The organism is Nocardia sp. NPDC051929, from assembly GCF_044548645.1.
Lineage (GTDB): Bacteria > Actinomycetota > Actinomycetes > Mycobacteriales > Mycobacteriaceae > Nocardia > Nocardia sichangensis.
Genome location: NZ_JBIUCG010000005.1, coordinates 115424 through 139641, shown reverse-complemented (window position 1 = coordinate 139641; position 24218 = coordinate 115424). Strand labels below are relative to the sequence as shown.

Genomic DNA, 24218 nt, shown 5'->3' with positions numbered 1-24218 from the left:
CGCGGGGATTCCATACAACGACCGCTCGGTTGTTTACAAGGAATCTCGACGCTCCGCATTCCCATTATCCGCACTTGCGCTATTGCCGAGCTCGCCACCGGGGACTGGTCCGGAGACCTCGGGTCCCGGCGTCGACGACGACGCCGCTTGCTGTTGAGCGCCGGAGGCGGCGAGGGCCGACAGGTCGGCGCCGGTGTCGTTGAGCCGCCACACGTACGGTGCGGTCGGGGTGTAGCGCACGACGCTGAGCGAGGCCGGTTCGACGAGGATCCGCTGGAAGCCGTCGAGGTGGATGCCCAGGGCGTCGGCGAGTACCGACTTGATCACGTCGCCGTGGGTGCACGCCACCCACAGCGCGTCGCGGCCGTGCTGGGTGGCCAGGGCGCGGTCGTGTTCGCGGATCGCGGCGACCGCGCGGGCTTGTACTTGCGCCAGCCCTTCTCCGCCGGGGAACACCGCGCCGGAGGCGTGCCGTTGCACGACCTTCCACAGCGGTTCCTCCAGGAGTTCGGCGATGGGCCGCCCGGTCCACTCGCCGTAGTCCACCTCGACCAGCCGGTCGTCGAATACCGGTTCCAGCCCGAACTTTTCCGCCAGCGGCGCGACCGTGCGCTGGCAGCGCAGCAGCGGGGAGTGCACGATTCGTTCGATCGGCAGCCCGGCCAGTCGTTCGGCCACGGCCCTCGCCTGCTCCTCGCCGCGCTCGGTGAGCTCGACGCCGGTGCTGCGACCGGCCAGGGTGCGGGCGGTGTTCGAGGTCGACACACCGTGCCGCAACAGGATCACCGTCATGCGGTCAGCCTAGCGATCATGTCGCCGAGACCACCCCGCCCGCCAGCAGACCCATGAGGATCGCGCCCAGCACGATGCGGTAGCCGACGAACCAGTACAGCGAGTGCCGTGCCACGAAACGCAGCAGCCACGCCACCGACGCGTAGCCGACCGCGAACGCCAGCACGGTGGCCACCAGCAGTTGCGGTCCGCTGGCGTTGAGGCCCTCACCAGCGGGTTCGAACGCGTCCGGCAGGCTGAACAGGCCCGAGGCGGTCACGGCCGGGATGGCCAGCAGGAACGAAAACCGTACGGCCGCTTCGCGCTCCAAGCCCAAAAACAGGCCCGCGGTGGAGGTGGCGCCCGAGCGCGAGACACCGGGGATCAGCGCCAGGCACTGCGCGAAACCCATGGCCAGCCCGTCACGGGTGGTCAGTTGCTCGATCGGGCGATCCTTGCGGCCGAAGTGTTCACCGGCGGCGATGACCAGGGCGAAGAAGATCAGCATGAACGACACCAGCCACAGATTGCGGGCGCCGGTGCGGATCTCGTCTTTGAGCAAGAATCCCAGCACACCGATCGGGATGGTGGCGATGATCACATACCAGCCGATGCGGTAGTCGAGTTCGCGCTGGGCCTGTTCGTCGAAGACGCGCTTGTGGTCGGCGGTGATGACCGGAAGTCTCGTCGTGGGCTGATCGTGCAGCGGGATCTGCTGGCGACCGCGCGTGGTCAGTTGCTCGCGCAGACCCGCGAACCAGGCCAACAGGATCCGCCAGATGTCCTTGGCGAAGTACACCAGCACCGCGGCCTCGGTGCCCAGCTGGGTGACCGCGGTGAACGAGGCGCCCGCGTCGTCGCCGAAGAAGACCGACGAGACGATGCGCAGATGCGCCGAGGAGGAGATCGGCAGGAACTCCGTCAGTCCCTGCACCAGACCCAGCACCAAGGCCTGCACCCAGGTCATCGACTCGCCGACCACGAACCATCCTCCACTTCCGCGCGGAATACGCGTTGCTACCTGGGCATTGGTGCGGCGATCGGTCGATTCTTCCTGACCACCGCGCCAATCACGCAGCGACAGTACAGTGTCGAGGCCGCGGCGGCGTGCCCGGCCGTGGCGCTGCCGCCGCCGCGCGGGTCGCGGGTGTGCTCGCCGCACCCGAGCGCGACCCACTGTGCTGGTGGCCGCCGAGTCGCGTATCCACACTCTAGGCTTGGCGCCGTGACGAATGCGCGGACACGGTGATGGAACAGCGGACGGTGGGCCGCAGCGGCCTGCGGGTGTCGCGGATGGGCCTGGCGACCCATACCTGGGGTGCGCACACCGACGCCGAGGACGCGGCGGGGCAACTGGTGGCGTTCGTCGAGGCGGGCGGCACACTGGTGGACACCTCCCCCGCCTACGCGGGCGGGGCCGCGCAGCGGATCCTGGCCGAATTGCTCGGTGACCTGGTCTCCCGCGACGAGCTGGTACTCAGCGGTTGCGCCGGGATCGCGCCGTGGGGATTCGCCGCGGCGGGGATGCCGGAGGCGGCGCAGGTCACCGTGGACACCTCGCGGCGGGCGCTGCTGCGGCAGCTGGACCGCACGCTGCTGGAGTTCGGCACCGACCATCTCGACATCTGGAATGTCGCGGTGTGGGATCCGCGGACGCCGTTGGAGGAGGTCGCCTCGACGTTGGAGCAGGTGGTGCGCTCGGGCCGGGTGCGTTACGCGGGGGTGCGCGGGTTCGGGGCCTGGCAGCTGGCCAGTCTGGCCGCGGTGGCGCCGGTGACCGCGGCGCAGACGCCGTATTCGCTGCTGGCGCGGGGGGCGGAGACCGATGTCGTGCCCGCCGCGCGGTTCCACGGTGTCGGGGTGATCGCCTCGGCGCCGTTGGCGGGCGGCATCCTCACCGGCAAGTATCGCGACGGTGTTCCCGCTGATTCGCGCGGCGCCGACGAGGCGACCGCGGCGGAGATCCGCAGTGGTCTCGACGACCGCGCCACCCGGGTGGTGGATGCGCTGGTGACCGCCGCGGACGGGTTGGGCACCTCGCCGCTGGCGGTGGCGCTGGCCTGGATCCGGGACCGGCCGGGTGTGGCGAGCATGATCGTCGGCGCCCGCGATATCGGGCAGCTCACCGGCGTGCTGGCCGCCGAGACCCTGGAGTTGCCGCGGGCGATCGCCGCGGCCCTGGACGACGTCAGTGCACGCGCGGAGTGACACAGATTAGCCTTGCCTGCATGAGCACTGCAGCGGCCAGGGGTGGGAGTCGGATCCGAACCGGATGGCGGCGCGCCCTGCCGATGTTGTTCGCGGTGAGCTTGCTGGCGGTGGTGGTCGCGTGTGGCAGCGACGCCGGGTCCTCGCACGGCGGGCACGGGCCGACGACGGCGACGCTGACCGATCTGGATCCGGTGCCGATCGGGCCGGAGCCCACGCCCACGCTGCCGGTGACGGTGCGTTCGTTCGACGGCGCCGAGGTGACCGTCACCGACGCCTCCCGCATCATCGCCGTGGATCGCTACGGCACCCTCGCCCAGATCGTGTACGCGCTGGGGCTGGGGCCCAAGCTGGTGGGCCGCAGCACCTCGGCGGCGTTTCCCGCGGTGCGGGATGTGCCGAACGTGGCCGGGGGCAACGGGTCGCTGAATGTGGAGTCGGTGCTGGCGATGCGGCCGTCGGTGTTCTTGACCGACACCACCAGCGCGGCGCCCGCGGTGCGTGAGCAGTTGCGTGCGGCGGGGGTCACGGTCGTGTACTTCGATCCGGAGCGCACGATGGACGGGGTGGTGCCGCAGATCGAGGCGGTCGCGGGCGCGCTGGGGGTGGCGCAGCGGGGACAGGCGCTGGCGCAGCGAACCCGCGACGAGATCGCCGCCGCGAGCGCCGCGGTGCCCGCGCAGGACCCGCAGCTGACCATCGCGTTCCTGTATCTGCGTTCCACCGCGATCACGATGCTCGCCGGCCCGGGGTCGGGTGCGGACGCGTTGATCGCGGCGCTGCGGGCGCGGGACGCGGGCGCGGTGGCCGGGGTGAAGGAGCCGTTCACGGCGATCACCAGTGAGGCCATGATCGGCGCGGCGCCGGATGTGCTGCTGGTGATGTCGGACGGGTTGAAGTCCGTCGGCGGTGTGGAGGGGCTGGAAAAGGTGCCGGGGATCGCGCAGACCCCGGCGGGCCGCGACCGGCGTGTGGTGGACATGTCGGATGCGGTGCTGCTGAGTTTCGGGCCGAACACCGGCCGGGTGATCGCGGCGTTGAGCGCGGCGGTGTACGGCACCGGGCACGCATGAGCGTCTCGGAGACGGACACCGCGCGGCCGCCGGTGCCGCCGCTGCCGAAGTCGCGGGGCCGATCGCGGGTGCTGCTGGTGTTCGCGGTGGCGGTGGCCGGGCTGGTCGCGCTGGCGGTGGCGTCGGCGGCGATCGGTCAGGTGCCGACGACGCCCGCCGAGGTCGCGGGCAGCGTATTGCACCGGATCGGGCTGGATGTGGGGCCGATGCCCGCGCATCCTGCCGGTGAGGTGACGTTGTGGCAGGTGCGGTTCCCGCGGGTGGTGCTGGCGATGCTGGTCGGTGCGGCGCTGGCGACAGCGGGTGCGTTGTTGCAGGGTGTGTTCGCCAATCCGCTGGCCGAGCCGGGCGTGATCGGGGTGTCGGCGGGGGCCGCGGTCGGTGCGGGCACGGTCATCGTGGTGGGTGGGGCGTTCGTGGCGGCGTGGTCGGTGGCCGCGGCGGCGTTCGTGGCGGGGCTGGCGACCACGTTGCTGGTGTATCTGCTGGCGCGCTCGGGCGGGCGCACCGAGGTCGTCACGCTGGTGTTGACCGGTGTCGCGATCAACGCGTTCGCGGGCGGATTGATCGCGCTGCTGCTGTTCGTGGCCTCCCCCGCCGCGCGCGATCAGATCGTGTTCTGGCAACTGGGGTCGCTCAACGGGGCCACCTGGGAGTCGGTGGGTGTGGTCGCGCCGCTGGCCGCGGTCGGGGTGGCGGCGGCGGTGCTGCTGGCGCCGCGGCTGGATCTGCTGGCGCTCGGAGAGTCGGCGGCCCGCCATCTGGGTGTCGACGTGGAGCGGTTGCGGCGCAACGTGATCGTGGTGGTGGCGATCCTGGCCACCGCCGGTGTCGCGTTCACCGGCATCATCTTGTTCGTCGGTCTGATCGTGCCGCATCTGGTGCGGATGCTGGTCGGCCCTGCCCACCGGATCCTGATCCCGCTCAGCGCCGTGGTCGGCGCGGTGGTGTTGCTGGCCGCCGACGTCGCCGCCCGTTCCCTCGTCGACAACGCCGACCTGCCGCTGGGCATGCTCACCTCCCTCATCGGCGGCCCGGTCTTCTTCTACCTGCTGCGCCGCACCCGCGCCCGGGCCGGAGGCTGGGCATGAGCGGGCCGCGCCGAGTGGCGCATGGCTGCGGTGAACGCCGAGAAGACCTCTCGATGGTGTGCCACTCGACGGGAGATGTGGGGTGAAGGTGCGGGTTGTGCACGAGGTGCCGGGGTGGCCGCGTCGGGGCGATGTGACGGTGCGGGCGTCGGGGGTGAGTGTGGAGCGGCGCGGGGGCGGGCAGGCGCGGCGGGTGCTCGACGGTGTGGATTTCGAGGCGGTGGCGGGGCAGGTCGTCGCTCTCGTCGGGCCCAACGGGGCCGGTAAGTCGACGTTGCTGGCCGCGTTGGCCGGTGAGTTGGCGCCGAGTGCGGGGACGGTGGAGCTCGACGGGCAGCCGTTGGCGCACTGGACGACGTTGGACATGGCCCGGCGGCGGGCGGTGTTGCCGCAGACCCACACCGTCGGGTTTCCCTTCACCGCGCGGGAAGTGGTGGCGATGGGCCGCGCGCCGTGGGTGCGCACCGAACGCCGCGAACACGACGAGAAACAGATCGCCGCCGCGATGGCCGCCACCGATGTCGCTCATCTGGCCACGCGATCGTTCCCGACTCTGTCCGGTGGTGAACGCGCCCGGGTGGCGTTGGCGCGTGTGCTGGCGCAGGACACCGCCACCCTGCTGCTGGACGAGCCGACCGCCGCGCTGGACCTCGGCCATCAAGAGGCCGTGCTGCGTCTGGCCGCCGAGCGCGCCGACGACGGCGCCGCGGTGGTGGTCGTCTTGCACGATCTGGGTGTCGCGGCCGCCTACGCCGACCGCGTCGCGGTCCTGGACTCAGGTCGCATCGCCGCCGACGGTCCACCCCGTGAGGTGCTCACCACCGAACTGCTCACGCGGGTCTACCAGCACCCGGTCGAAGTGCTCGACCACCCGGTCACCGGGGCACAACTGGTGCTGCCGGTGCGCCGCTGACCGCGGCAGCGGCACCGCCTGCCGGGGGTGCGGTCAGGGATCGTGTCCTCGGGTACATGACGAACCGTGACCACCGCTGTTGCAGTGCTCATGTCGCCAGGAAGGTTCTGATGGCTTCGTCGCTGGAGAGGTGGTTGGCACTGATGGTGACGTCGATCGTCGGGTAGTTTCTGCGCACGGCCTCGGCGATGCCGGTGAGTCGATCGGCGACTACTGCGGGGTCGCGCAACGAATCCTGCCCAAGGCCGTCGAAGCCGGGGAACCCGTCGGCGACCAGGTTTACCTCGGGGTTGGTGATGATGTCGTCGTAGGTTTGGAATTCCACGCTGACGATCTTGGATGTGTCGACTCGACCCGGTGTGGTGAATACGCGGTCGCTGACGCCTTCGACGTAATCGGCCGCCGAATGCCCTTCTGCGGCCATCGGATTCACCCGGATGCGGGTGGCGTCGATACCCAGTACCATGCCCGCGGGATGGAACCGCATCGTGCCGTCGCGGACATCGGTCCAGCTCGTGATCGTTCCGTACACGCCGGCGATATCGGGGCCGTCGGTCAGGTAGACAACGTCTCCGGCGGTGCTGTGCGACGCTGTGCGGATATAGCCTTCCTCGGCTGTGGTTTCTGGTCCACGGAAAGCTCGGGGAAAAACTTGGTCGACCTGCCACAGGCGTGCTCCGTTGTAGAAACGATCCGGCGGCGCGGAACCGGGTTCCAGCAGCGGACGCGGGAACGACGGGTCGCCGGTATCGAAAGCATGGCGAAAACCTCTGTCGGCGTCGGAAAATACTCGGGCTGCCGCCGCGGCTTCACCAGCGACGGGCCTGACGCCGTGTTCGGCATCAGCTCTGGCCAATCTCCTGATCTCGTTGCTCAAGTGCTGGGCGAATCGGGCGTATGCCCGTGCGATCACCTCGGATCTGGTCAGCAAGTCAACGCCCTCGGCTCGATCACCGCAGCTTCCTCGTCTTCTCCCGGCACCGTCGCCGACGTCCGTGTGGTCCTGTGTTCGCGACCGTCAGCCGTGCCGGGGATACAGCCGGGTCGAGCCCAAAGCTGCCGTCAGGGAGATCTGGTCGTCGCGTCCCGGAGGCCGCGGGCGGCGGGGTCGTCATCGACCGCTCGCGCGGGCGGGACCGAGCGGGCGAGCCGGTCGAGTACCGGGACCACGAAAGCGTCCCCGGCGCGGGCCGCCGCGCGCGTCTGGTCGGGTCCGGGACGCTGACGGTTGGTGCCTGTCGATCCGTGGACGGGACAGCTGCGTTGCCCGCTGCTGCCGAGCTCACACAACCGGTCGCGCTGAGCGGTGAGATCCTTTGTGCCCGTGCAACAGCGGGCGTAGCCGATCAACGTGCCGGACATGCCCGAGAGCGTAAACGATTGCCGGTGTCCTACCGCCAGATCAGTTTCAGCACCGCGGGTGTCAGCAGCATGCGGATGACGGTGGCGTCCAGGATCAGGGCGGCGATCATGCCGTAGGCGATGTATTTCATCAGCACCAGATCCGAGAACCCGAACGCACCGGTGACCACGATGAGGATCGCGGCGGCGGAGGTGATCACGCCGCCGGTGTGGGCGATGCCGTAGCGGATGGCCTCGGGTGCGTCCGCGCCGGCGGCACGCGCTTCCGACACCCGCGACAGCAGGAATACCTCGTAGTCGGTGGACAGCCCGAACACCACCGTCACGATCAGCGCCAGCACCGCGAACATCAGCGGTCCTGGCGTGAACTGGAAGATCCCCGCGCCGTGCCCCTCGACGAACATCCAGGTCAGCATGCCGAGGGTGGACACGAGGCTGAGCGCGCTCATGGCCACCGCTTTCAGCGCGAGCACCAGCGAGCGGAACGCCGCGTACATCAGCGCCAGTGCCGCGGCGACCAGGATGGCCAGCAGGACCGGCAGGCCGTCGAGCAGGCCGTTGATGCTGTCGCGTTCCAGGGCCGGCACGCCCGCGACCATCACCTGTGTGCCGGGCGGTTCGGGAATGGCGCGCAGTGCGGCGATCACCCGGTCGGCGTCGCGTTTGTCGGTCAGCCCGGCGGCGAGCACGTTGATGCCGTCCTTGGTGGGTGCGGCGGGTTCGAAGCGTCCGGTCAGGCCGGGGATCTGGTTGGCGGCGTAGCGGATGTCGCTCAACTGCTGTGGGTCGGCGCCGAGCACCACCAGTTTCAGTGGCTCGGTGCGGAAGCTGGGAAACAGGGCGTCGAAACGTTCCTGCGCCACTCGCGCCGGGTTGTCGTCGGACAGATAGCGTTCGCTCAGGCCGCCGAATTCGATGTGACGTATCGGGATGCTCAACGCCAGCAGGGCCAGCACGATCGGCACGGCCACCGCCAGGGGGCGGCGCATCGCCCACAGCGCCAGGCGGGAGAAGAAACCGGCGTCGATCTGGGCCTCGGTCTTGCTGCGGGAGAAGCGTTTCCACCCCAGGAAGTCGATGCGGCGTCCGACGATGCTCAACGCCGCGGGCAGCGCGGTCACCGACAGCAGCGCCGCCAGCAGCACCGAGCTGATACCGCCCAGCGGCACCGAGCGCAGCACCCCGTTGGGGAAGATGAACAGCGCCCCGAGGCTGAGGGCGATGATCGCCGCGGAGAACAGCACGGTGCGCCCGGCGGTGGCGACAGTGCGGGCGGTGGCCTCTTCGACGGTGTGGCCCGCGGCGAGTTCCTCGCGGAAGCGGGTGACGGTGAACAGGCCGTAGTCGATCGCCAAGCCCAGGCTGACCAGGGTCATCACGGCGCTGGCGAAGACGTTGACGTCGAGGTGGTCGGTCAGCGCCCGCAGCGCGCCCTGGGTGCCCAGGATGGTCATGCCGCCGATGAGCACCGGCAGCAGCGCGCCGATCACGCCGCCGAACACGAAATACAGCAGGATCGCCACCAACGGCAGGGCGATCATTTCCGCGCGTTTGATGTCGCGTTGCATGCCGGTGTTGATGCCTTCGACGATCGGCTGCAATCCGGCCAGTTGCACGGTCGTGCCGCCCGGGCCGCCGCCTGCGTGTCCGGCGCCGAGATGGTCTTCGATCGCGGCGTAGTTCTGCACCGTCGCGGTGCCCGAACCGCGCAGGCCGACGCTGGCGAAGGCGTGGGTGTGCGTGGCGTCGGTGGCCTGGGCGGAGAACGGGCTGTCCCAGTAGCTGTCGATCTTCTGGATGCGGTCGGGGTAGGCGGCCAGCAATCCGGCCAGGTGCTGGGTGACCGGGCCGCGGACGGCCGGGTCGTCGACGGTGGCGCCGTCGGGTGCGGTGTAGAGCAGGATCAGGTCGCTGTCGGTGTCGCGGCCGAAGGTGCGGTCGGCCAGTTCGGCCGCGGCCACCGATTCGCTGCTCTCGTCGAACCAGCCCTCCTGGGTCAGCCGCCCGGCCAGGTCGCGGCCGTACCAGCCGGAGACCAGCACGAACAGTACGAACAGGGCGAGAACGAGGTAGCGGTTGCGGTGGACCCACCGCCCCCACCGCAGTGATCCGGAACGGCGCATCGCGTCGCGGGTCAGCCGCAGGCCGGGGTGCGGTAGTCGGCCGAGCGCAGGATGCCGCACAGGTCGGTGCGCGAGATCTTCCACTTGCCGTCGACGAGCACGAAGTGCACGACGGTGGTGCGGACCGCGGCGCCGGTTCCGTCCTTGTCCAGCCGCATGGTGGCGGTCAGGGTGCCGTCGTGGTTGTCGAACACCGGGTCGGTGACGCCGTAGACGGCGCGCGGGTTGTCCTGCAGCGCCTTGTACATGTCGGGGATGGCCCGGCGGAAGGATTCCCCGTCCTCGATGAGGGCGGTGCGTTCGCTGTCGGGCAGCGCAGGGTCCAGTGCCCGCTTGATCTGGGCGTCCAGGTCGGCGGCGGTGGGCAGCGGCGGGTGGGCGGCACGGGAGGACACGGCGATCGAGGACGACAGCGACGCGTTCGCCGAGGACCTGGCGGCATCGACGGCGGCCTCGTCGGTTCCGGTGTCGCACGCGGCGACGACCGCCGTCAGCAGCAGACCGGCGGCGGTGAGCGCGGCGCGGGCGAGTGGTGTGTGGGTCATCACTTCCTACATACCTTCGATGACGGAGCTGATCCGTCCCAGCAGGGCACGCACGGTCGTGACGTCCCGTCCCGCGGCGGCCTCGATCGTCGCGGTGTCGGGGATCATATCCCGCACCAGGGCGGCGACACTGCGCTCGTCGTCGAGGTCGATGTCGGTGACCGTGGCGTCGGCGGTGGCGAGCACGTCCTCCGGGCCGGGGACGGCATCGCCCAGATCGCGGCGGTAGATCTCCAGTGTCAGGGTGGCGCGGATGGTGCGGAACGCGAAGGGGTGGCCCTCGGCGGTGGTCCCGAAGCCGTGCGCGTGGGGGCCTACGGTGATGTCGTCGATGACAAATCCCGACGTATGGTCGGCTTTCAACCCGGATCTCCCTGTATCGGACAGTGTGGTCTCCACCGTAGCCGCCGCCGCCGACATTCCGCTCGAGCCGCCACCCCGGTCGGTCGGTTGGTTGCCGCATCATGGTCAGATGGTGAGGTTGCGGAAAATTCGTCGGTAGAAGGAGTTCGGTGGATGCGTCCTCGCGGCTCGCTCGTCTCGGTGTTCGCGGGTGCGGCGGTGCTGGTGTTGCTGGCCGGCTGCTCCTCCGGCTCGGGCGGCCCTGATCTGCCGACCAGGGAACCGGCCACCCCCGCGGTCGCGCCTGCGGTGACGACGCCGCCGGTCGGGCGGGTGCTGCCCGCCGGTCCGCTGGCCGAGCTGCAAGCCGATTCCGGCGGCGGGTTGCTGGCCGGTCTGGACGGTTCGGTCCTCACCGTGCTCGATCCCGCCGCCGCCGCGCCGGTGGTGCGCACGGTGACGTTGCCCGATCGCGCGGGCGGTCTCACGCCGGGCAAGCCGGGTGAGATGCTGGCGGCCGCACCGGGGCGGGTGCTGCGGGTGGACCTCGCCTCCGGGGCGGTGTCCGCGGTGGCCGTCGACGGCGATGTGCGGTCGGTACGCGCACGCCCCGACGGCGGGTTGCTGGTCGGCACCGCCGACGGCCGGGTGCTGGACCTGGCACCCGACGGTGCGGTGACCCGCACGGTGTCCGGGCTCGTCTCCGCCGACGTGCTGGCCGAAGCCGACGGGAACCTGACCGTGCTCGACCGGCATCAGACCGCCGTTTTCGAACTCGACCCGGGCGAACAGCGCCCCGGATTGGCGCTGCGCGCCGGTGACGGGGCCACGCAGCTGATCGGCGACACGCGCGGACGGTTCGTGGTCACCGACACCGCGGGCGGCGAACTGCTGGTCTACACCGCGGGACCACTCGTGTTGCGGCAGCGTTTCCCGGTAGGATCTTCGCCTTACGCACTTGCCTACGACCAGCGGTCGGACACCGTGTGGGTGACGTGCACGCAGCGCAACGAGGTCGTCGGATTCGACCTGTCGACTGGTATACCGAAGGAAGTGGGCCGCTACGCCACCGTCAGGCAACCGAACTCGGTGGCTGTCGAGCAACGCACCGGTGATCTGTTCGTGGGGTCCGCGACCGGCGACGGTCTGCAACGGATCGGTGCGGACGATCGGAAGAGAGGGCACTGATGGCTCGGACACCACATGCGGACGAGGATTCCGCGGCATCTACCGAACCGGCAGCACATCGGGGGCGCGGGCGCGCACTGCCCGCGGGCTGGGAAACCACCAGCGACGACTACGAGTACGTGCCGTTGCGGCTGCCGCCGGATGTCACGCGGGTGACCGCGTCCATGCGGCTGGCGATCCAGGCGGAGTTCGGCGGCTGGGAACTCTCGCGGGTGCGCGCCTACACCGACGGCAGCAGGCGGGTGCTGCTGCGGCGGCGAAAATCCGCACTACTACCCCAGCCCGAACCCGGAATGTGAGCCGATGTACGCCCTGCTACTCCGACTGATGTTCCTGGTCGCGCCGGAACGCATCCACCACCTGGTCTTCGCGGTCATGCGGCTGGCCGCCTGGCTCGCGCCGCTGCGCTGGGCGATGAGCAAGGTCCTCGTCAGCCGCGATCCGATCCTGCGCGCCGAGGCGTTCGGGGTCGAGTTCCCCGCGCCGCTGGGACTGGCCGCCGGTTTCGACAAGAACGCCGACGGTGTGGATGCCTGGGCGCCGCTGGGGTTCGGTTTCGCCGAGATCGGCACCGTGACCGCGCAGCCGCAGCCGGGCAATCCGGCGCCGCGGCTGTTCCGGCTGCCCGCCGACCGCGCTCTGATCAATCGGATGGGGTTCAACAATCACGGCGCCGCCGCGGCCGCCGAACGGCTGCGTGACCGGCGTGGTGGGGTGCCGATCGGCGCGAACATCGGCAAGACGAAGATCGTGGCGCCCGAGGCCGCGGCCGCGGACTACGCCACCAGCGCCGCGCTGCTGGGGCCGCTGGCCGATTTCGTCGTGGTCAACGTCAGCTCCCCCAACACGCCGGGCCTGCGGGATCTGCAGGCGGTGGAATCGCTGCGGCCGCTGCTGCGGGCGGTGCTGGACAGTGTGCGGGTGCCGGTGCTGGTGAAGATCGCGCCGGATCTGTCCGACGAGGACATCGACGCCGTCGCCGATCTGGCCGTGGAACTCGGCTTGGCGGGGATCGTGGCCACCAACACCACCATCCGCCGGGACGGTCTGCGCACCGACGCGGCGCAGGTGGCCGCCATGGGGGCGGGTGGCTTGTCCGGTCCGCCGGTCGCCGACCGTTCGCTCGAGGTGCTGCGGCGGCTGTACCGGCGGGTGGGTGACCGGCTGGTGCTGATCTCGGTCGGAGGTATCGAAACCGTCGACCAGGCGTGGGAACGCATCCTGGCCGGGGCGACGTTGTTGCAGGGCTACACCGGTTTCATCTACGGTGGCCCGTTCTGGATGCGCAGGATCCATCGTGGGCTGGCGCAGCGGTTGCGTGCCGGGGGCTATCGCAGCATCGGTGAGGCCGTCGGCGCGGAGCACAAAGCCCACGCCTGAATCAGGTGAGCTGGCCGAGCACGAACGGTGGTTCGGCAGTGCGGGTGCGCACTCGCCGGGATCGTGGTCGATGCCCCGGCGGTGTCGGATCTCCCTTCGGCCGCAATTGCTGGCCCAGCCGAGCGGCCATTCGCTTGGCGAGCAGGATCACCGCGTGGTCGCGCAAGATGCCTAGTTGGTCGGCATAGGCCTCGACGCGGGCCTGGGTCATGCGGTCGTGCACGACGTGCGGGTCGCTGAGCAGTTCGTCCAAAGACATCCCGGCCAGTGCCTGGCCCCGGGTCAGCCGCCGGTCCGGTAGCCAGCTCAGCCGCCAGCTGTCGGTCGCGTCGGTGTCGCGGTAGGCCGATTCCGGGGTTATGTCACTGGTCATCGTCCATTCGGTGGTGTGTATGGTCATCGCGGTCTCCGGTGCAACAGGTGGAGTGAGGCCGGCTCCAGGGTGCTGAGTTCGATGATCACGAATGCCTCCTGTCGTGCATCCGCTGGTGCGGCGCGGTGCAGGCGCCGCATCGTGTGTTCCGCCGGTCCGGCGGGCGCGGTGGGTGTGCCCGGGCCGGAGAAGTCCGCTGCCGGGCCGGGTGGTCCAGTGGGTGGCTCGCTGCTGTGCGGCGGCCGGGGGCGCCGCGGTATCGGGCGAGTCGGTGGGCGTCGCGCGCCGAGGGTGGCGTGCGAGGCTGGATCGGCGCGGTGGCAGGCGCCACGGCTGTGGGATTCGGGAAACGGAGTGGGTAGCGGCCGTCGGGCCGAGGGGCCGGGGGCGCTACGGCGTGTGGTCGGCGTACCGGTGTGCCGCCGCGAGGCGGGTGATGACCGGTGCGTTGCCGCGGGGAGCGTCCGGCGGCTGGTTCAGTCCCTCACCTGCTTGGGCACCAGCTCGGTATCGGATCCGCCGGAGCGGTGTTGCCGTCGCCGTCGCGGCTGCCGTATCTGAAGAATCATTCTCATCACCAGCCCTCCCGATGTGCCTGGTGGTGCGATGGGGATCGCCACATACAGTGTGGCATTTGCCGTTCCCCGCGCGCAATTGCCGTTGTAATTTGGTAATTGACAATTTGCCCGCTGGCTAAACCCGATTTGCGTGGCCAACATGCGCGCGACGGCCCGGTGTCGCGCCGATAGAGGAGGGTGGCATCGCCATGGTCCCGCAGGATTCGGGAATGGTTGCCGTTCGCAATATCCTCACCCGCTTGTGCAAACGCTCCGGCCTGAGCTCGGATCGGTTGCGCAGCACCGAGATCGACGTACTGCCCCTGCTGGATCTGCTGGCTGTGCGGCAGTACGCCCGGCGTGCGGGCGTCGACCGGGAAGAGGCGGTGCTGCCGCTGGTGCGCGAACTGGCGCTGCGCTTGGACCCCACCCACCGGCTCGTCGTCGACGCGGAACTGTCACTGGGGCTGTTGCGCGAAAACCCGCCTGCCGGAGTGGATCCCGGCCAGCTCTACGCGCCGGACCTGGGTGAGCGGCGCGAATATCTCGCCGAGCGATGGGCGGTGTTGCACGAAGCCCTTGGGGCGCAACCGATTCCCGGCACACTGACGGTGCGCTCACTGCGTGGCGCCCCCGAGCGCCGGGCGTTCACCGAACTGGCCGCGCAACTGGCCACGGCATCGGTGTTCGACGGCGCGCACGTCGTCGACTTCGGTGCCGCGACGGAAACCGCTGCGGCCGAAACGGTTCCGGTGGACGACCGCAGTGTGGTCACGGTGATCGGCGACGCGGTCATCGACCACATGTACGTGGTCGACCGTATCCCCGGCTCCGGCGCGACCGCGCGCGGCAGCTACCGGGAGCATCCCGGCGGCAAGGGCCTCACCCGCGCCGTGGCCGCGGCCCGGCTGGGGCTGCGGGTGCGGTTGATCTCGGCGGTCGGCGACGACGACGCGGGCGATCGCATCCTGGAATACCTGCGCAGCGAACGCGTCGAGACCGAACTCGTCAAAGTGGTGCCTTTCGCGCCGACGCCCGTGACCGCGGTGATCGTGGCCCGCACCGGCGCGGCGAGCACGATCGGCTGCAAGGACGAGCGAATCCGGTTGAGCGCGCAGGAATTGCGCACCGACGCGATCCGTTCGGCGATCGCCACCGCGGACGCGGTGCTGCTGACGTTCGAGCAACCCACCGGCGTCATCGAGCAGATCATGGGGCAGCTGCGCGAACTGCCGCGGCGGCCGCTGGTGGTGGTGCATCCGGCGCCGCGATTGGAACGCCCGCAGTACCTGTATCAGCATCTCGGGGCGGTGGACTACCTCGTCGGCGGCGACAAGGACCTGCAAGCGCTGGCGATGGCCGGCGATGACGCGACCCGGTGTGGCGAGCCGACCGCCACACGGCTGCGCGCGCTCGGCGTCGGCGCGGTCTGCGCGATCCAGGATTTCCGGTGCGAGGTGTGGTCGGACCAGGTCAGCGACCGATTCCAGCCGTTCCCGACGGCGCTGGAGGACTCGGTGGGCGCTCACGCTGCCTTCTCCGCCGCCCTGGTATATCGTCTCGTTTCGACGCGCCGCCCCGCCGAACGCAACGACTACGTCTGGGCGACCGCCGCAATGGTGGCGACGCAATCGATCGGGGATGTCCCCGGGGCAATGCCACTGGTGAGTGAGGTCGAGCGAATTTACAAACTCGCTACGGAGGAGCATTGACCAAAGTTGTGGATCCTGCCGACACCGAGCATCGGTTCCGTCGCAACGGGCATGATCTGCGAGTTCGGGTGGTGGAGTTGACCGGGGAGGGCGAGAAGGGGCACCTGCTGCTGTTCGGCGCGGTCGCCGACGGCTGCCTGGTGCGGGTGCACTCGCGCTGCCTCTACGGAGAGGCGCTGCGGTCGCAGGACTGCGACTGCGGGCCGGAACTGGACAAGGCGCTGGATCTCATCCAGGCCGCGGGCTCGGGCGTGCTGGTCTACCTGGAACAGGAGGGCCGCGGCGCGGGCCTGATCGCCAAAGCGCTGGGCTACCGGGAAAGCGAGCGCTCGGGCGCGGATACCTTCTCGAGCTACGAAGCCCTCGGCTACCCAGCCGACGGGCGCACCTACGTGGCCACCGCTCGCGCACTGGCCGAACTCGGACTGCGTTCGGTGCAACTGTTGACCAACAATCCCGCCAAGGTCGAGGCCCTGCGGCAGGAAGGGTTGCGGGTCACCCCCGTGCCGTTGCGTACCCGGGCGCTGAGCGAACGCGCCCGCGAGTACCTCGAGGCCAAGCGCACCCGGCGCAAGCACTGGATCCCGACCGACTCCGCGCCGTGGGCGTTCGAGGAGCACGACAGCGCTCCCACCGGCGAACTGCGGGGGGCTGTGGACGCGGTCGTGCTCGCACCCGGTGAGAACGTCCGTCCGCGTCCAGGGCCCGGCGCCGCGCCGGATCTGATCGGTGCCTGAAGGATTGTTGAAGTTTGCCCCACCCGGCTTCCCGCCTGTGGCTACCATGAGTGAGCCGCGCCACATGTGGCGCGCCGACTCGTAGGACTGACAGCGCCTTCATCGCGCTGTGTCACGGCTTCGAGTCCTGGATCGGGCGTCGGCGCGGACCGGCGCCCGGTTCACGCCAGCGCTATCGGGAACAGGGATATGACGACAACAGAAATCGGATACGCGCATCAGTCGGGCAAAACGGTGTACACCGTTCCCGCCGCATTCCAAGAGACCGCGCGGCTGCGCCCCGACCAGATCGCCTTGCGCAAGGTGGGCGGCACCCAGCAGTACACCTGGCGCGAGTACGCCGCACGGGTGCGTTCGATCGCCGCGGGCCTGGCCGGGCTCGGCGTCGGCCACGGCGACACCGTCGGCATCATGCTCACCAACCGCCCCGAGTTCAATCTCGTCGACACCGCCGCCCTGCATCTGGGCGCCACCCCGTTCTCCGTCTACAACACCAGCTCCCCCGAGCAGATCACCCACCTGTTCACCAACGCGGGCAACAAAATCGTGGTGACAGAACAGGTCTTCCTCGACCGGATCACCGCCTCCGGCGTGCCGGTCGACCACATCATCCTGGTCGACGGCCCCGCCGAGGGCACCGTCACCCTGGAAGAGGTGGAGGCCGCGCCCGCCGCCGACTTCGATTTCGACGCCGCCTGGCAGGCCGTCGGCGCCGACGATTTGGCCACCCTGATCTACACCTCCGGCACCACCGGACCGTCCAAGGGCGTGGAGATCACCCACCGCAACGTGCTCGCCCAGATCATCGTCCTGGTCAGCGGCCCGCTGCAGGTCGGCCTGGACGACCGGGTGGTGTCCTACCTGCCCGCCGCGCACGTCGCCGACCGGATCTCCGCCCACGCGCTCAACCTGCTCACCGGCATCCAGATCACCACTGTCCCCGACCCGCGCGAAGTCGCCGCCGCGCTGCCCGACGCGCGCCCGACCACCTTCTTCGGCGTCCCGCGCGTCTGGCAGAAGATCAAGGCCGGTGTCGAGGGCAAACTCGCCGAAGAACCGAGCCCGGTCAAGAAAGCGCTGGCCAACTGGGCGATCAGCACCGGAATCGCCGCCGCACGCGCCGATCTGGCGGGCAAAGGACGCAGTCCCCTGCTGAGCGCGCAGCATCGGATCGCCGAGACGCTGGTGCTGTCCAAGCTGCGCCACGCCTTGGGCCTGGATCACCTGAAAGTCGCCTCCTCCGGCGCCGCGCCCATCCCGCCGGAGACCCTGGAGTACTTCCTCGGCCTCGGCTTCACCGTCAGCGAGGTGTGGGGCATGTCGGAAACCACCGGCGTGGGCACCTACACCGAACTGGACAAGCCTCGCCCCGGTTCGGTCGGGCGCGCGGCCGACGGCGTGGAGGTGCGACTGGACGCCGACGGTGAGGTGCTGGTGCGCGGCGCGATCGTCACTCGCGGCTACCGCAACATGCCGGACAAGACCTCCGAGGCCATCGACTCCGACGGCTGGCTGCACACCGGCGACATCGGCACCTTCGACGCCGACGGTTACCTGCGGATCGTGGACCGCAAGAAGGAACTGATCATCAACGAAGGGGGCAAGAACATCGCCCCCAGCAACATCGAGAACTCGGTGAAGGCCGCCTCCTCGCTGATCGGTCAAGTCGTGGCCATCGGTGACGCCAAGCCCTACATCGCCGCCCTGATCGTGCTCGACCCCGACGTCGCCGCCCTGCGCGCCAAGGAACTCGACGCCACCGGCGAGGACATCGCCGCCCTGGCCGCCCGGCCGCAGATCGTCGAGGAAGTACTCGCCGCGGTCCAGGCGGGCAACGCCAAACTGTCCCGCGTGGAACAGATCAAACGCTTCACCGTCCTGGGCGCGGTCTGGGAACCCGGCGGCGACGAACTGACGCCGAAGATGTCGCTCAAACGCGCGCCCATCGCGGCCAAGTACAGCGCGGAGATCGAGGCGCTGTACGCCAAGGAACCCTCCGGCCAGGTGGTCAGCGTCAAGTAAGTCCGGCGAAAAGCGCTGTGGCCCAGAGCATCACGCCCGGGTCCACAGCGCTTTGTGGTCCCGGGCCCCAGAGACGAAGATCGTGGCCGTCATGCGACTGTCGCCACGCGCGACGAGATCAACAGTGGTTCCGGTAGTAACCGCGCGAAAAGCAACGGATACGGCGAAGGCGCAGTTCAGCGGCGGCGGTTGGCTCCCGGACCGAGCAACGCGGTGAGATCGCGCATCGCCTGCGGCGACGGTTTGAAGTAGCGGCGCAGGTTCTCGGCTTTGCGGTGCCGGGACTTGGCCATCAGTTCCAGCAGGCTGGCCCGGACTCCCCGAGGTGCGTCAGGCCGGAGTGCCGGAGTTCGTGCAGATCCCAGCCGGTTGCGGGTCCCTCGATCGCGGTGGCAGGGTCGAGCAGGTGCCGGGCCTGGTCGTAGGACAGCTGCGCCGGGCCGGTGTCAGGCAGAGGTCGCGCTCGGCGAGGTACTTGCCGGGCCCGGGCCGGCGGGGTGCGCAGCCGGGTCACGGTCGCGGCCATCGGCCCACTCCCCTGGCTTGCCCCGGATAAGGGGACCGGGCATGTTGCGTCGCAGTCCGATCGCCGCAGTACGGCACTGACACTTCTCCGGATAGCAGACTGTCATCCGGGGAAGGAGATGCGCAGGCCCAGCCCACCGAACATGTAGGCAGTATGCGGAGCATGATCGTGCGTTCCGCCGACTGGCTGGCCGCTTCAGGCAGCGCGGCATGCGGCATGAGCGTGCGTTCTCGGCACGCCCGGTGGAGCGTCGAATCCAGGATTCGACAGGTGAACACCGTGCTCGAATCCGCGACCTACACGACCGAATGCATCGGAATCCGGGTCGCTGATAGAGGTCACGGTCACGATCCTGGCCGCCGACGGCCCGACCGATCTGCAGCTTGCCGCGGGTAGCGCCACGCCCGTGGCGGTGATGCAGTCTCTTCGAAAGTTCGGAGCGCTCTCCCTCGCCGAAGCCCCTGCGATGGCCGAGGAGCTCTGTCACCCGGGGGCTCAACGGAACCGGGGCGAATTGGAAGTTCTAGCGATTGCGCTTCGCGCAACGGGTGCGCTTGTCACTACCCGGTCCTACGACACAATTTGACGGCATAATGGTGCGTCGCCGAGCGTTGAAATGGCGGTGGACAGGGGGACTTGTGACGTCCGATGAGTTGCGCGGCGAATGCCGCGATCTGGTGGCGGTGCGTTCGCCCGACGGACACATCCAGCGCTGGTCGGTGACAGCGCGAGCCCTTGACACAGGTCGGTGGCGAGTCATGTTGACCGATGGGGCCGGCGGGGAATGGGTCGCTGAGAGCGACGATGTGTTCGATGGGTTTGCGGCGGTGCGAAAACTTCCGGAGGGCAGTGGTTTTCGATTTCTCGTTGTCGGCGCACGGCCGGAGTATTGGCCGACCCCGATGAGCAGTGGGATGGGTGGTGGGTTCGAGTTGTGGGCCCGCTACCGGTGTGGCCTTCGTAACGTTTTTCGTACTGCGATCGCAGGTGTGTCGCGAGGTCGCGGCTACCGGTACATATTTTCGCCCGCGCCCGCGTCGAAGGTTTCGACTGTCGAGCAACAGCACGCCTACCGCGAGCAGTGGCTGGCCTGGAGTCGGTTGAACTGATGTGACATTGGTACGAGCGCGCCTGCCTCCGAGGCACCGGCCAAGCTGTCCTGGCGCGCGATATGCGGCATGACAGTGCGTTAGCCGGTCAGAGCGGAGCCTCAGTCTGCCCGCCGCAGCCACTGAACCGTCATGACCGGGCGCGCTTCCAGCCTCGCGCTCGCTGTGCCGGTGCCGCCACTCGGTCCGGACACCACGGCGGCCGGCCCAGTATGAGCGGTTTCCCTGCTCGTGCGCTGCCGAGTAGCTTCCCGAGCAAGGTCAGGGTTGGAAGGTGACTGCGGTGAGTCGTTCACCGTCGGCCCATAAGCGCGCGTCTCGCCTACCTGAAGTGGCCGCTGCCGCCGCTCACCGGGCGAGCCCCAGCCTGGCATCGGAGCTTGTGGTCGGGCCGGTGGCGGTAACAGGCATGAGGTCGCTCGCCGACGGGTCGAGGTGTGCGCAGCAGAACCCAGGCCCTCCTCGAAAGTTCCCGCCGCAGCGGATCCCTATGGATCTCCCTGGCAGGCACCGTGATTTCTGCCCTCGTGGCGACGTCTGGACCTCACGCAGTTGGCTTGCACCCACCGCAATAGGCAACACTTGTAGTAATCGCGCGGAAAACACCTCATATGGCTGGACCAGCGGCGATGGCGTTGTGATCGGTTCGGGCTGCGGGCGGCCGCGAACACCTGCGTCGCCACGAAACCCGACCTCCACCACGCCGACCAACCTCATCGGCACCCGAGCCGAGCACCAAACATGCTGCGCCGCAGTCCGAATCAGTCGATCACCGCTGGTGAAGACAACTTCGTTGTTTTTCGCGCGATTACTACCAGAACCCCCAACACTCAGAACCGTAGTTCGCCGACAGTGTTGAGATCGATGCCGTGCCGCGCGTAGATCTTGATCGTGTTCTCGCCGGTCAGATCGGCTTCGGTGTAGCCGAGCAGTCCGGCGATCCGAATGACGTCGTCCTTGGTCGCGGCTTCGATCTCCAGATACGGCGGGATCCGCGGCCAGGTATCGATCTCGAGCTGCGCGCCGTCGAGGACGAAGCTGATCCGCTTGGTCTCCTGATAGGACTTCGCGGTGAAACCCAGCATCTCGAGCAGGGCATTGGCGGCGGCGAAGTCGTCGACGCTCACCTCGACTTCGTGGGTGCCGTCGATGGCGTCGCTGGTGATGTGCTTGACGGCGAGTGTGGTCCCATTGCCGTTGTCGCGCAGCCTGATCCACTTCGAGTCATCGCCCGGTGTGATGTCGTAGACGTAGCGGCGCATGAATCGCTCGCCGAGTTTCCGGCCGCCCTTGTCGATGATGTGCTGTTCGATGGCGCCGGGGTCGATGTCGAGAATCTTGGCTTCGTGCTCGATGGGCACTGCTGACTCCTGTTTCGGATGGGCGGTCGATCGAACTTACCCGCCGCGAGCCGCTGGTACCGCCAACTCCTGCTCAGCCGACCTTGTCGACTCGGGTCGTTGCCGCGGTGAGGGTCTTGCCTGCCGGGGTTTGCGGGCGCAGTTCGGCGACCGGGCTGCCGTCGAGGTCCAGGAGTGTGGAGCGCGGCTCGTTGCCGGTGAAGGCGTGGCGTTCTCCCCACTGGCGCAACGCGACAATCGTGGTGAAGAGGTCCTGCCCGGCTTCGGTGAGTTCGTAGATGTGCCGCTTGCCGCCGGGGTTCGGGCTGCTGGTGAGGATGCCGTGATCCACCAGCCGACGGAGGCGGTCGGCGAGGATGTTCCGCGCGATCCCCAGGCGCCGCTGGAACTCGGTGAACGCGGCCGCGCCGTCCATGGCCTCGCGCACGATCATCAAGCTCCACCGATCGCCCACCAGGTCGATCGTTCGGGCTACGGGGCAGGTGGGGTCGGTCCACTCGCGTGCGGAACCGAGCGGCGTCGTCATCGCACTCCTCCCTATCGGTTGCAATACGAAACCATTATGCCTACGCTTCAATGGTTTCATTTTGCTACCAATGATGGAGGTGTGGTGTCGACCGGAGTCACACGATCGCAGCGATGGATCCTGGCGCTGATCTGCGCCGTGGCGGTGTCGACCATCTACGCGATCCAGCCCGTAACCGAAGCGGCGGGACGGGATCTGGGGCTGTCGCCGCAGTCGCTGGGCGGGCTGGTCGCCGCCGGACAGATCGGCTACTTCGCCGGTCTGGTGGTCTTGGTGCCGCTCGGAGACGTGGTGAACCGCCGCCGCCTCATTACCGCGCATCTGGCACTCACCGCGGTGGGCACCGCTATCGCGGCCGCAGCACCGAACGGTGTTTCCGTGATGGCGGGGTTGGCGATCGCGGGGTTTTTCGCAGTCGTGGTGCAGGTGACGGTCGCGTATGTCGCTGCTGTCTCCGAGCCGGGCGAGCGGGGCCGCAATATCGGGGCCGTCACCTCGGGCGTGGTGATCGGCATTCTCGGTGTCCGTGTCCTCGCGGGCGCGCTGGGCGATACGGTCGGCTGGCGAGCGGTCTACGCGCTGCTCGCCGCGTCCTGTGCGGTGCTCGCCATCACCGCCCGAGCGAGGCTGCACCCGGACCACAGGACGAGCGAGGTGCGATACACGCAGGTGCTGGCATCGATGGGACGGCTCGTGCGCACAGATCGACTGATGCTGAGCCGGGGCCTGATCGCCCTGTTCCTGTTCGCGTCCTTCGGGACCCTGTGGAGCGGGCTCGCGCTGCCACTCGGCGCCGAGCCGTGGAAACTGGGCACCACCGAGATCGGGCTGTTCGGATCGGCCGGGCTGGCCGGAGCGCTCGGGGCCGCCCGTGCGGGACGGTGGGCCGATTCCGGTCGCGCGCAAACGATCACCGGCTGGTCACTTGCTCTGCTCACCGGCTCCTGGTTGCTCATCGCCCAAGCCCGATCGAGCCTTTGGCCGCTCATCGCCGGTATCGTCCTGCTCGACTTCGCCGTCCAAGCCGTGCACGTGAGCAGCCAGCACCTGCTGACCACCGCCCATCCGAACCGCGCCAGCAGCGTCATCGGCGTCTACATGGCCTTCTACTCCCTGGGATCCGCCCTCGGCGCCATCACGACCACCTGGGCATACAGCTCGTGGGGATGGCTGGGCTCCTGCTGGGTCGGCGCGATCTACGCCCTGTCGGCACTGATGCTGTGGGGGCTGGGCCGGCTCGGCGGCATCGCGCGTCCCGCCGACCCGAGTGTCCAAGGCGCGAAAGCGCGGACGAACGCCGACCCCCGGCTCCGGATCCCACCGCCCACAGCTCGTTCCGCGAGCGCCCCGCGCTCTGAGCTGGAGTGCCGAGCCGGATCGTCGGAGCATCCTTGACGGATGGCAGGCATCCGGCCTGCCACTCACGCCTGCGCGCTCGGCGCGAAGCCGCCCCGACCCGCGGTGGTCGATGTTCGCGGGCTCACTGCCACAACTGCTTCGACCAGTCACCCCGAGCGCGATAGGCACGGCCATCGCCGATCTGCGTCGTCCCGCCGGGAACGACATCCCCGTGGTAGGGGTACTGCTCCGTCACCGCCGCCAGCACGAACTCCAGGAAGCCGCCCTCGAACAGGTCCCACTCCCGCATCGAGTCGAACTTCGCGGCGACCGGCCACCGGTCCGAGTCCGGGCCCCGCATCAGCCAGAAGAACTGGTCGGAACTCCAGTTGTTGCCCCACTTCAAAAGCCCGCCCTCGGCCGGGAACAGCGGATACGGGCACTCGTCGTAGTCCCCGCCCTGGTAGGCCTGGGCCAGCATGGCGCAGTATCCGTAGGGCTCCGTCGTGAAGTACAAGAATCCCTCGAAACCCAGCGGCGCCCCGATCTGGGGGCTGGGCGCTGCTGATGGTGTGTAGATGTGCAGCTCGTCCCTGATGCTCACCATCCCGTACCGGTCGGCGAACGCCCGGTAGTCCGCGGGCAGTTGGAAACCGATCGTCTCGGGCCCGAGCTCCCACGGAACCGGGACCACTCCGCCCACAGGCGGCGGCCCGATCACCGAGCCGAGCCGGTCCAGCATTTCCTCGATGTTCACGTCCACTCCCATCAGCCGTCCGTTCTCGCTGGAGGCTATCCACCTCCCAGAGTTGGAAGCACGGGGTCGGGTTCCGCTCGCCCTGATGTCCGAACACGCCCGCGACGGGCTGGCCGCAGCCAGAGCCCGAGGACCCACTGGCGGCCAGAACCCCGGACTCGGCCCCGGCAGGTGGGTCCGGATCGGCAAATGTACGACAAAAGT

Annotated in this window: 24 protein-coding genes; 12 read left to right on the top strand and 12 right to left on the bottom strand. The window is 69.0% G+C overall.

The window, feature by feature from the left end:
* Positions 1-33: 33 nt before the first annotated feature.
* Together ACIHAX_RS08140 and ACIHAX_RS08135 are read right to left on the bottom strand one after the other, a co-directional pair.
* Positions 34-792 (bottom strand): histidine phosphatase family protein, encoded by a 759-nt coding sequence (locus ACIHAX_RS08140; protein WP_355078006.1) that lies wholly within the window; start codon positions 790-792, stop codon positions 34-36.
* A gap of 16 nt (positions 793-808) precedes the next feature.
* Complete coding sequence (locus ACIHAX_RS08135; protein ID WP_355078058.1) at positions 809-1738, bottom strand: undecaprenyl-diphosphate phosphatase; 930 nt, start codon at positions 1736-1738, stop codon at positions 809-811.
* Positions 1739-2019: 281 nt separating this feature from the next.
* Between ACIHAX_RS08135 and ACIHAX_RS08130 the strand changes: the two genes are divergently transcribed.
* The 4 genes from ACIHAX_RS08130 to ACIHAX_RS08115 all read left to right on the top strand — a co-directional run bounded on the left by ACIHAX_RS08130 (position 2020) and on the right by ACIHAX_RS08115 (position 6056).
* Entirely contained in the window at positions 2020-2979 is a 960-nt protein-coding gene (locus ACIHAX_RS08130; RefSeq protein ID WP_355078005.1) for an aldo/keto reductase, read from the top strand.
* A gap of 83 nt (positions 2980-3062) precedes the next feature.
* Positions 3063-4052, top strand: a complete 990-nt coding sequence (locus ACIHAX_RS08125) for a hemin ABC transporter substrate-binding protein (RefSeq protein ID WP_397276698.1) — start codon at positions 3063-3065, stop codon at positions 4050-4052.
* A complete protein-coding gene (locus ACIHAX_RS08120; protein ID WP_379252481.1) occupies positions 4049-5143 on the top strand; it encodes a FecCD family ABC transporter permease in 1095 nt (364 codons plus the stop codon). Before ACIHAX_RS08125 ends, ACIHAX_RS08120 begins: the two co-directional genes overlap by 4 nt.
* A gap of 82 nt (positions 5144-5225) precedes the next feature.
* Positions 5226-6056, top strand: a complete 831-nt coding sequence (locus ACIHAX_RS08115) for a heme ABC transporter ATP-binding protein (RefSeq protein ID WP_355078003.1) — start codon at positions 5226-5228, stop codon at positions 6054-6056.
* Positions 6057-6144: 88 nt separating this feature from the next.
* Here ACIHAX_RS08115 and ACIHAX_RS08110 read toward each other — a convergent pair whose 3' ends face one another.
* From ACIHAX_RS08110 to ACIHAX_RS08090, 5 genes are all read right to left on the bottom strand, one after another.
* The gene (locus ACIHAX_RS08110) at positions 6145-6933 is read right to left on the bottom strand and encodes a hypothetical protein (RefSeq protein ID WP_397276487.1); all 789 of its coding nucleotides are present in this window, start codon (positions 6931-6933) and stop codon (positions 6145-6147) included.
* Positions 6934-7118: 185 nt separating this feature from the next.
* The gene (locus ACIHAX_RS08105; RefSeq protein ID WP_397276485.1) at positions 7119-7418 is read right to left on the bottom strand and encodes a recombinase family protein; all 300 of its coding nucleotides are present in this window, start codon (positions 7416-7418) and stop codon (positions 7119-7121) included.
* A gap of 29 nt (positions 7419-7447) precedes the next feature.
* Complete coding sequence (locus tag ACIHAX_RS08100) at positions 7448-9541, bottom strand: MMPL family transporter (protein WP_397276696.1); 2094 nt, start codon at positions 9539-9541, stop codon at positions 7448-7450.
* 11 nt (positions 9542-9552) lie between these two features.
* Entirely contained in the window at positions 9553-10086 is a 534-nt protein-coding gene (locus tag ACIHAX_RS08095) for a hypothetical protein (protein ID WP_397276483.1), read from the bottom strand.
* Between the two features lie 6 nt (positions 10087-10092).
* Positions 10093-10449 (bottom strand): hypothetical protein, encoded by a 357-nt coding sequence (locus ACIHAX_RS08090; protein WP_397276481.1) that lies wholly within the window; start codon positions 10447-10449, stop codon positions 10093-10095.
* A 153-nt stretch (positions 10450-10602) separates the two neighbouring features.
* On the opposite strand from ACIHAX_RS08090, the gene ACIHAX_RS08085 reads away from it, so the two are divergent.
* The 3 genes from ACIHAX_RS08085 to ACIHAX_RS08075 are packed head-to-tail and all read left to right on the top strand — an operon-like array spanning position 10603 to position 12996.
* Positions 10603-11616 carry a YncE family protein gene (locus ACIHAX_RS08085; protein WP_397276479.1) on the top strand — a complete coding sequence of 338 codons (1014 nt, stop codon included), beginning with the start codon at positions 10603-10605 and terminating at the stop codon, positions 11614-11616.
* Positions 11616-11915 carry a DUF5703 family protein gene (locus tag ACIHAX_RS08080; RefSeq protein ID WP_355077997.1) on the top strand — a complete coding sequence of 100 codons (300 nt, stop codon included), beginning with the start codon at positions 11616-11618 and terminating at the stop codon, positions 11913-11915. The genes ACIHAX_RS08085 and ACIHAX_RS08080 overlap by 1 nt, the downstream gene beginning before the upstream one ends.
* Positions 11916-11919: 4 nt before the next feature.
* A complete protein-coding gene (locus ACIHAX_RS08075) occupies positions 11920-12996 on the top strand; it encodes a quinone-dependent dihydroorotate dehydrogenase (protein ID WP_355077996.1) in 1077 nt (358 codons plus the stop codon).
* A gap of 1 nt (position 12997) precedes the next feature.
* On the opposite strand, the gene ACIHAX_RS08070 is transcribed toward ACIHAX_RS08075, so the two are convergent.
* Complete coding sequence (locus ACIHAX_RS08070; RefSeq protein WP_397276476.1) at positions 12998-13396, bottom strand: hypothetical protein; 399 nt, start codon at positions 13394-13396, stop codon at positions 12998-13000.
* Positions 13397-14156: 760 nt separating this feature from the next.
* Between ACIHAX_RS08070 and ACIHAX_RS08065 the strand changes: the two genes are divergently transcribed.
* From ACIHAX_RS08065 to ACIHAX_RS08055, 3 genes are all read left to right on the top strand, one after another.
* Entirely contained in the window at positions 14157-15638 is a 1482-nt protein-coding gene (locus tag ACIHAX_RS08065; protein ID WP_397276474.1) for a PfkB family carbohydrate kinase, read from the top strand.
* Positions 15635-16375 carry a GTP cyclohydrolase II RibA gene (gene ribA, locus ACIHAX_RS08060; protein ID WP_356966117.1) on the top strand — a complete coding sequence of 247 codons (741 nt, stop codon included), beginning with the start codon at positions 15635-15637 and terminating at the stop codon, positions 16373-16375. Before ACIHAX_RS08065 ends, ribA begins: the two co-directional genes overlap by 4 nt.
* Positions 16376-16564: 189 nt before the next feature.
* Complete coding sequence (locus tag ACIHAX_RS08055) at positions 16565-18397, top strand: AMP-dependent synthetase/ligase (protein WP_397276472.1); 1833 nt, start codon at positions 16565-16567, stop codon at positions 18395-18397.
* A 292-nt stretch (positions 18398-18689) separates the two neighbouring features.
* On the opposite strand, the gene ACIHAX_RS08050 is transcribed toward ACIHAX_RS08055, so the two are convergent.
* Complete coding sequence (locus ACIHAX_RS08050; protein ID WP_397276470.1) at positions 18690-18923, bottom strand: hypothetical protein; 234 nt, start codon at positions 18921-18923, stop codon at positions 18690-18692.
* Between the two features lie 638 nt (positions 18924-19561).
* Here ACIHAX_RS08050 and ACIHAX_RS08045 point away from each other — a divergent pair.
* Positions 19562-20032 carry a hypothetical protein gene (locus ACIHAX_RS08045; RefSeq protein WP_397276467.1) on the top strand — a complete coding sequence of 157 codons (471 nt, stop codon included), beginning with the start codon at positions 19562-19564 and terminating at the stop codon, positions 20030-20032.
* An 830-nt stretch (positions 20033-20862) separates the two neighbouring features.
* Here ACIHAX_RS08045 and ACIHAX_RS08040 read toward each other — a convergent pair.
* Together ACIHAX_RS08040 and ACIHAX_RS08035 are read right to left on the bottom strand one after the other, a co-directional pair.
* The gene (locus ACIHAX_RS08040) at positions 20863-21393 is read right to left on the bottom strand and encodes a class IV adenylate cyclase (protein WP_397276465.1); all 531 of its coding nucleotides are present in this window, start codon (positions 21391-21393) and stop codon (positions 20863-20865) included.
* Between the two features lie 73 nt (positions 21394-21466).
* Positions 21467-21919: a winged helix-turn-helix transcriptional regulator gene (locus ACIHAX_RS08035; protein ID WP_397276464.1), complete on the bottom strand. Its 453-nt coding sequence runs from the start codon at positions 21917-21919 to the stop codon at positions 21467-21469.
* A gap of 84 nt (positions 21920-22003) precedes the next feature.
* On the opposite strand from ACIHAX_RS08035, the gene ACIHAX_RS08030 reads away from it, so the two are divergent.
* Positions 22004-23314 carry an MFS transporter gene (locus ACIHAX_RS08030; RefSeq protein ID WP_397276462.1) on the top strand — a complete coding sequence of 437 codons (1311 nt, stop codon included), beginning with the start codon at positions 22004-22006 and terminating at the stop codon, positions 23312-23314.
* An 85-nt stretch (positions 23315-23399) separates the two neighbouring features.
* Here the strand turns inward: ACIHAX_RS08030 and ACIHAX_RS08025 are convergent, their stop codons facing one another.
* A complete protein-coding gene (locus tag ACIHAX_RS08025; protein WP_364435088.1) occupies positions 23400-24014 on the bottom strand; it encodes a hypothetical protein in 615 nt (204 codons plus the stop codon).
* Positions 24015-24218 lie beyond the last annotated feature (204 nt).

Bases quoted from the DNA above. Each gene is read 5' to 3' on its own strand.
- ACIHAX_RS08065 (WP_397276474.1), top strand. From the start codon at position 14,157: ATGGTTGCCGTTCGCAATATCCTCACCCGCTTGTGCAAACGCTCCGGC.
- ACIHAX_RS08140 (WP_355078006.1), bottom strand. From the start codon at position 792: ATGACGGTGATCCTGTTGCGGCACGGTGTGTCGACCTCGAACACCGCC.
- ACIHAX_RS08085 (WP_397276479.1), top strand. From the start codon at position 10,603: ATGCGTCCTCGCGGCTCGCTCGTCTCGGTGTTCGCGGGTGCGGCGGTG.
- ACIHAX_RS08070 (WP_397276476.1), bottom strand. From the start codon at position 13,396: ATGACCATACACACCACCGAATGGACGATGACCAGTGACATAACCCCG.
- ACIHAX_RS08105 (WP_397276485.1), bottom strand. From the start codon at position 7,418: ATGTCCGGCACGTTGATCGGCTACGCCCGCTGTTGCACGGGCACAAAG.
- ACIHAX_RS08130 (WP_355078005.1), top strand. From the start codon at position 2,020: ATGGAACAGCGGACGGTGGGCCGCAGCGGCCTGCGGGTGTCGCGGATG.
- ACIHAX_RS08125 (WP_397276698.1), top strand. From the start codon at position 3,063: ATGTTGTTCGCGGTGAGCTTGCTGGCGGTGGTGGTCGCGTGTGGCAGC.
- ACIHAX_RS08120 (WP_379252481.1), top strand. From the start codon at position 4,049: ATGAGCGTCTCGGAGACGGACACCGCGCGGCCGCCGGTGCCGCCGCTG.
- ACIHAX_RS08080 (WP_355077997.1), top strand. From the start codon at position 11,616: ATGGCTCGGACACCACATGCGGACGAGGATTCCGCGGCATCTACCGAA.
- ACIHAX_RS08100 (WP_397276696.1), bottom strand. From the start codon at position 9,541: ATGCGCCGTTCCGGATCACTGCGGTGGGGGCGGTGGGTCCACCGCAAC.
- ACIHAX_RS08055 (WP_397276472.1), top strand. From the start codon at position 16,565: ATGACGACAACAGAAATCGGATACGCGCATCAGTCGGGCAAAACGGTG.
- ACIHAX_RS08035 (WP_397276464.1), bottom strand. From the start codon at position 21,919: ATGACGACGCCGCTCGGTTCCGCACGCGAGTGGACCGACCCCACCTGC.
- ACIHAX_RS08050 (WP_397276470.1), bottom strand. From the start codon at position 18,923: ATGGCCGCGACCGTGACCCGGCTGCGCACCCCGCCGGCCCGGGCCCGG.
- ACIHAX_RS08095 (WP_397276483.1), bottom strand. From the start codon at position 10,086: ATGACCCACACACCACTCGCCCGCGCCGCGCTCACCGCCGCCGGTCTG.
- ACIHAX_RS08135 (WP_355078058.1), bottom strand. From the start codon at position 1,738: ATGACCTGGGTGCAGGCCTTGGTGCTGGGTCTGGTGCAGGGACTGACG.
- ACIHAX_RS08075 (WP_355077996.1), top strand. From the start codon at position 11,920: ATGTACGCCCTGCTACTCCGACTGATGTTCCTGGTCGCGCCGGAACGC.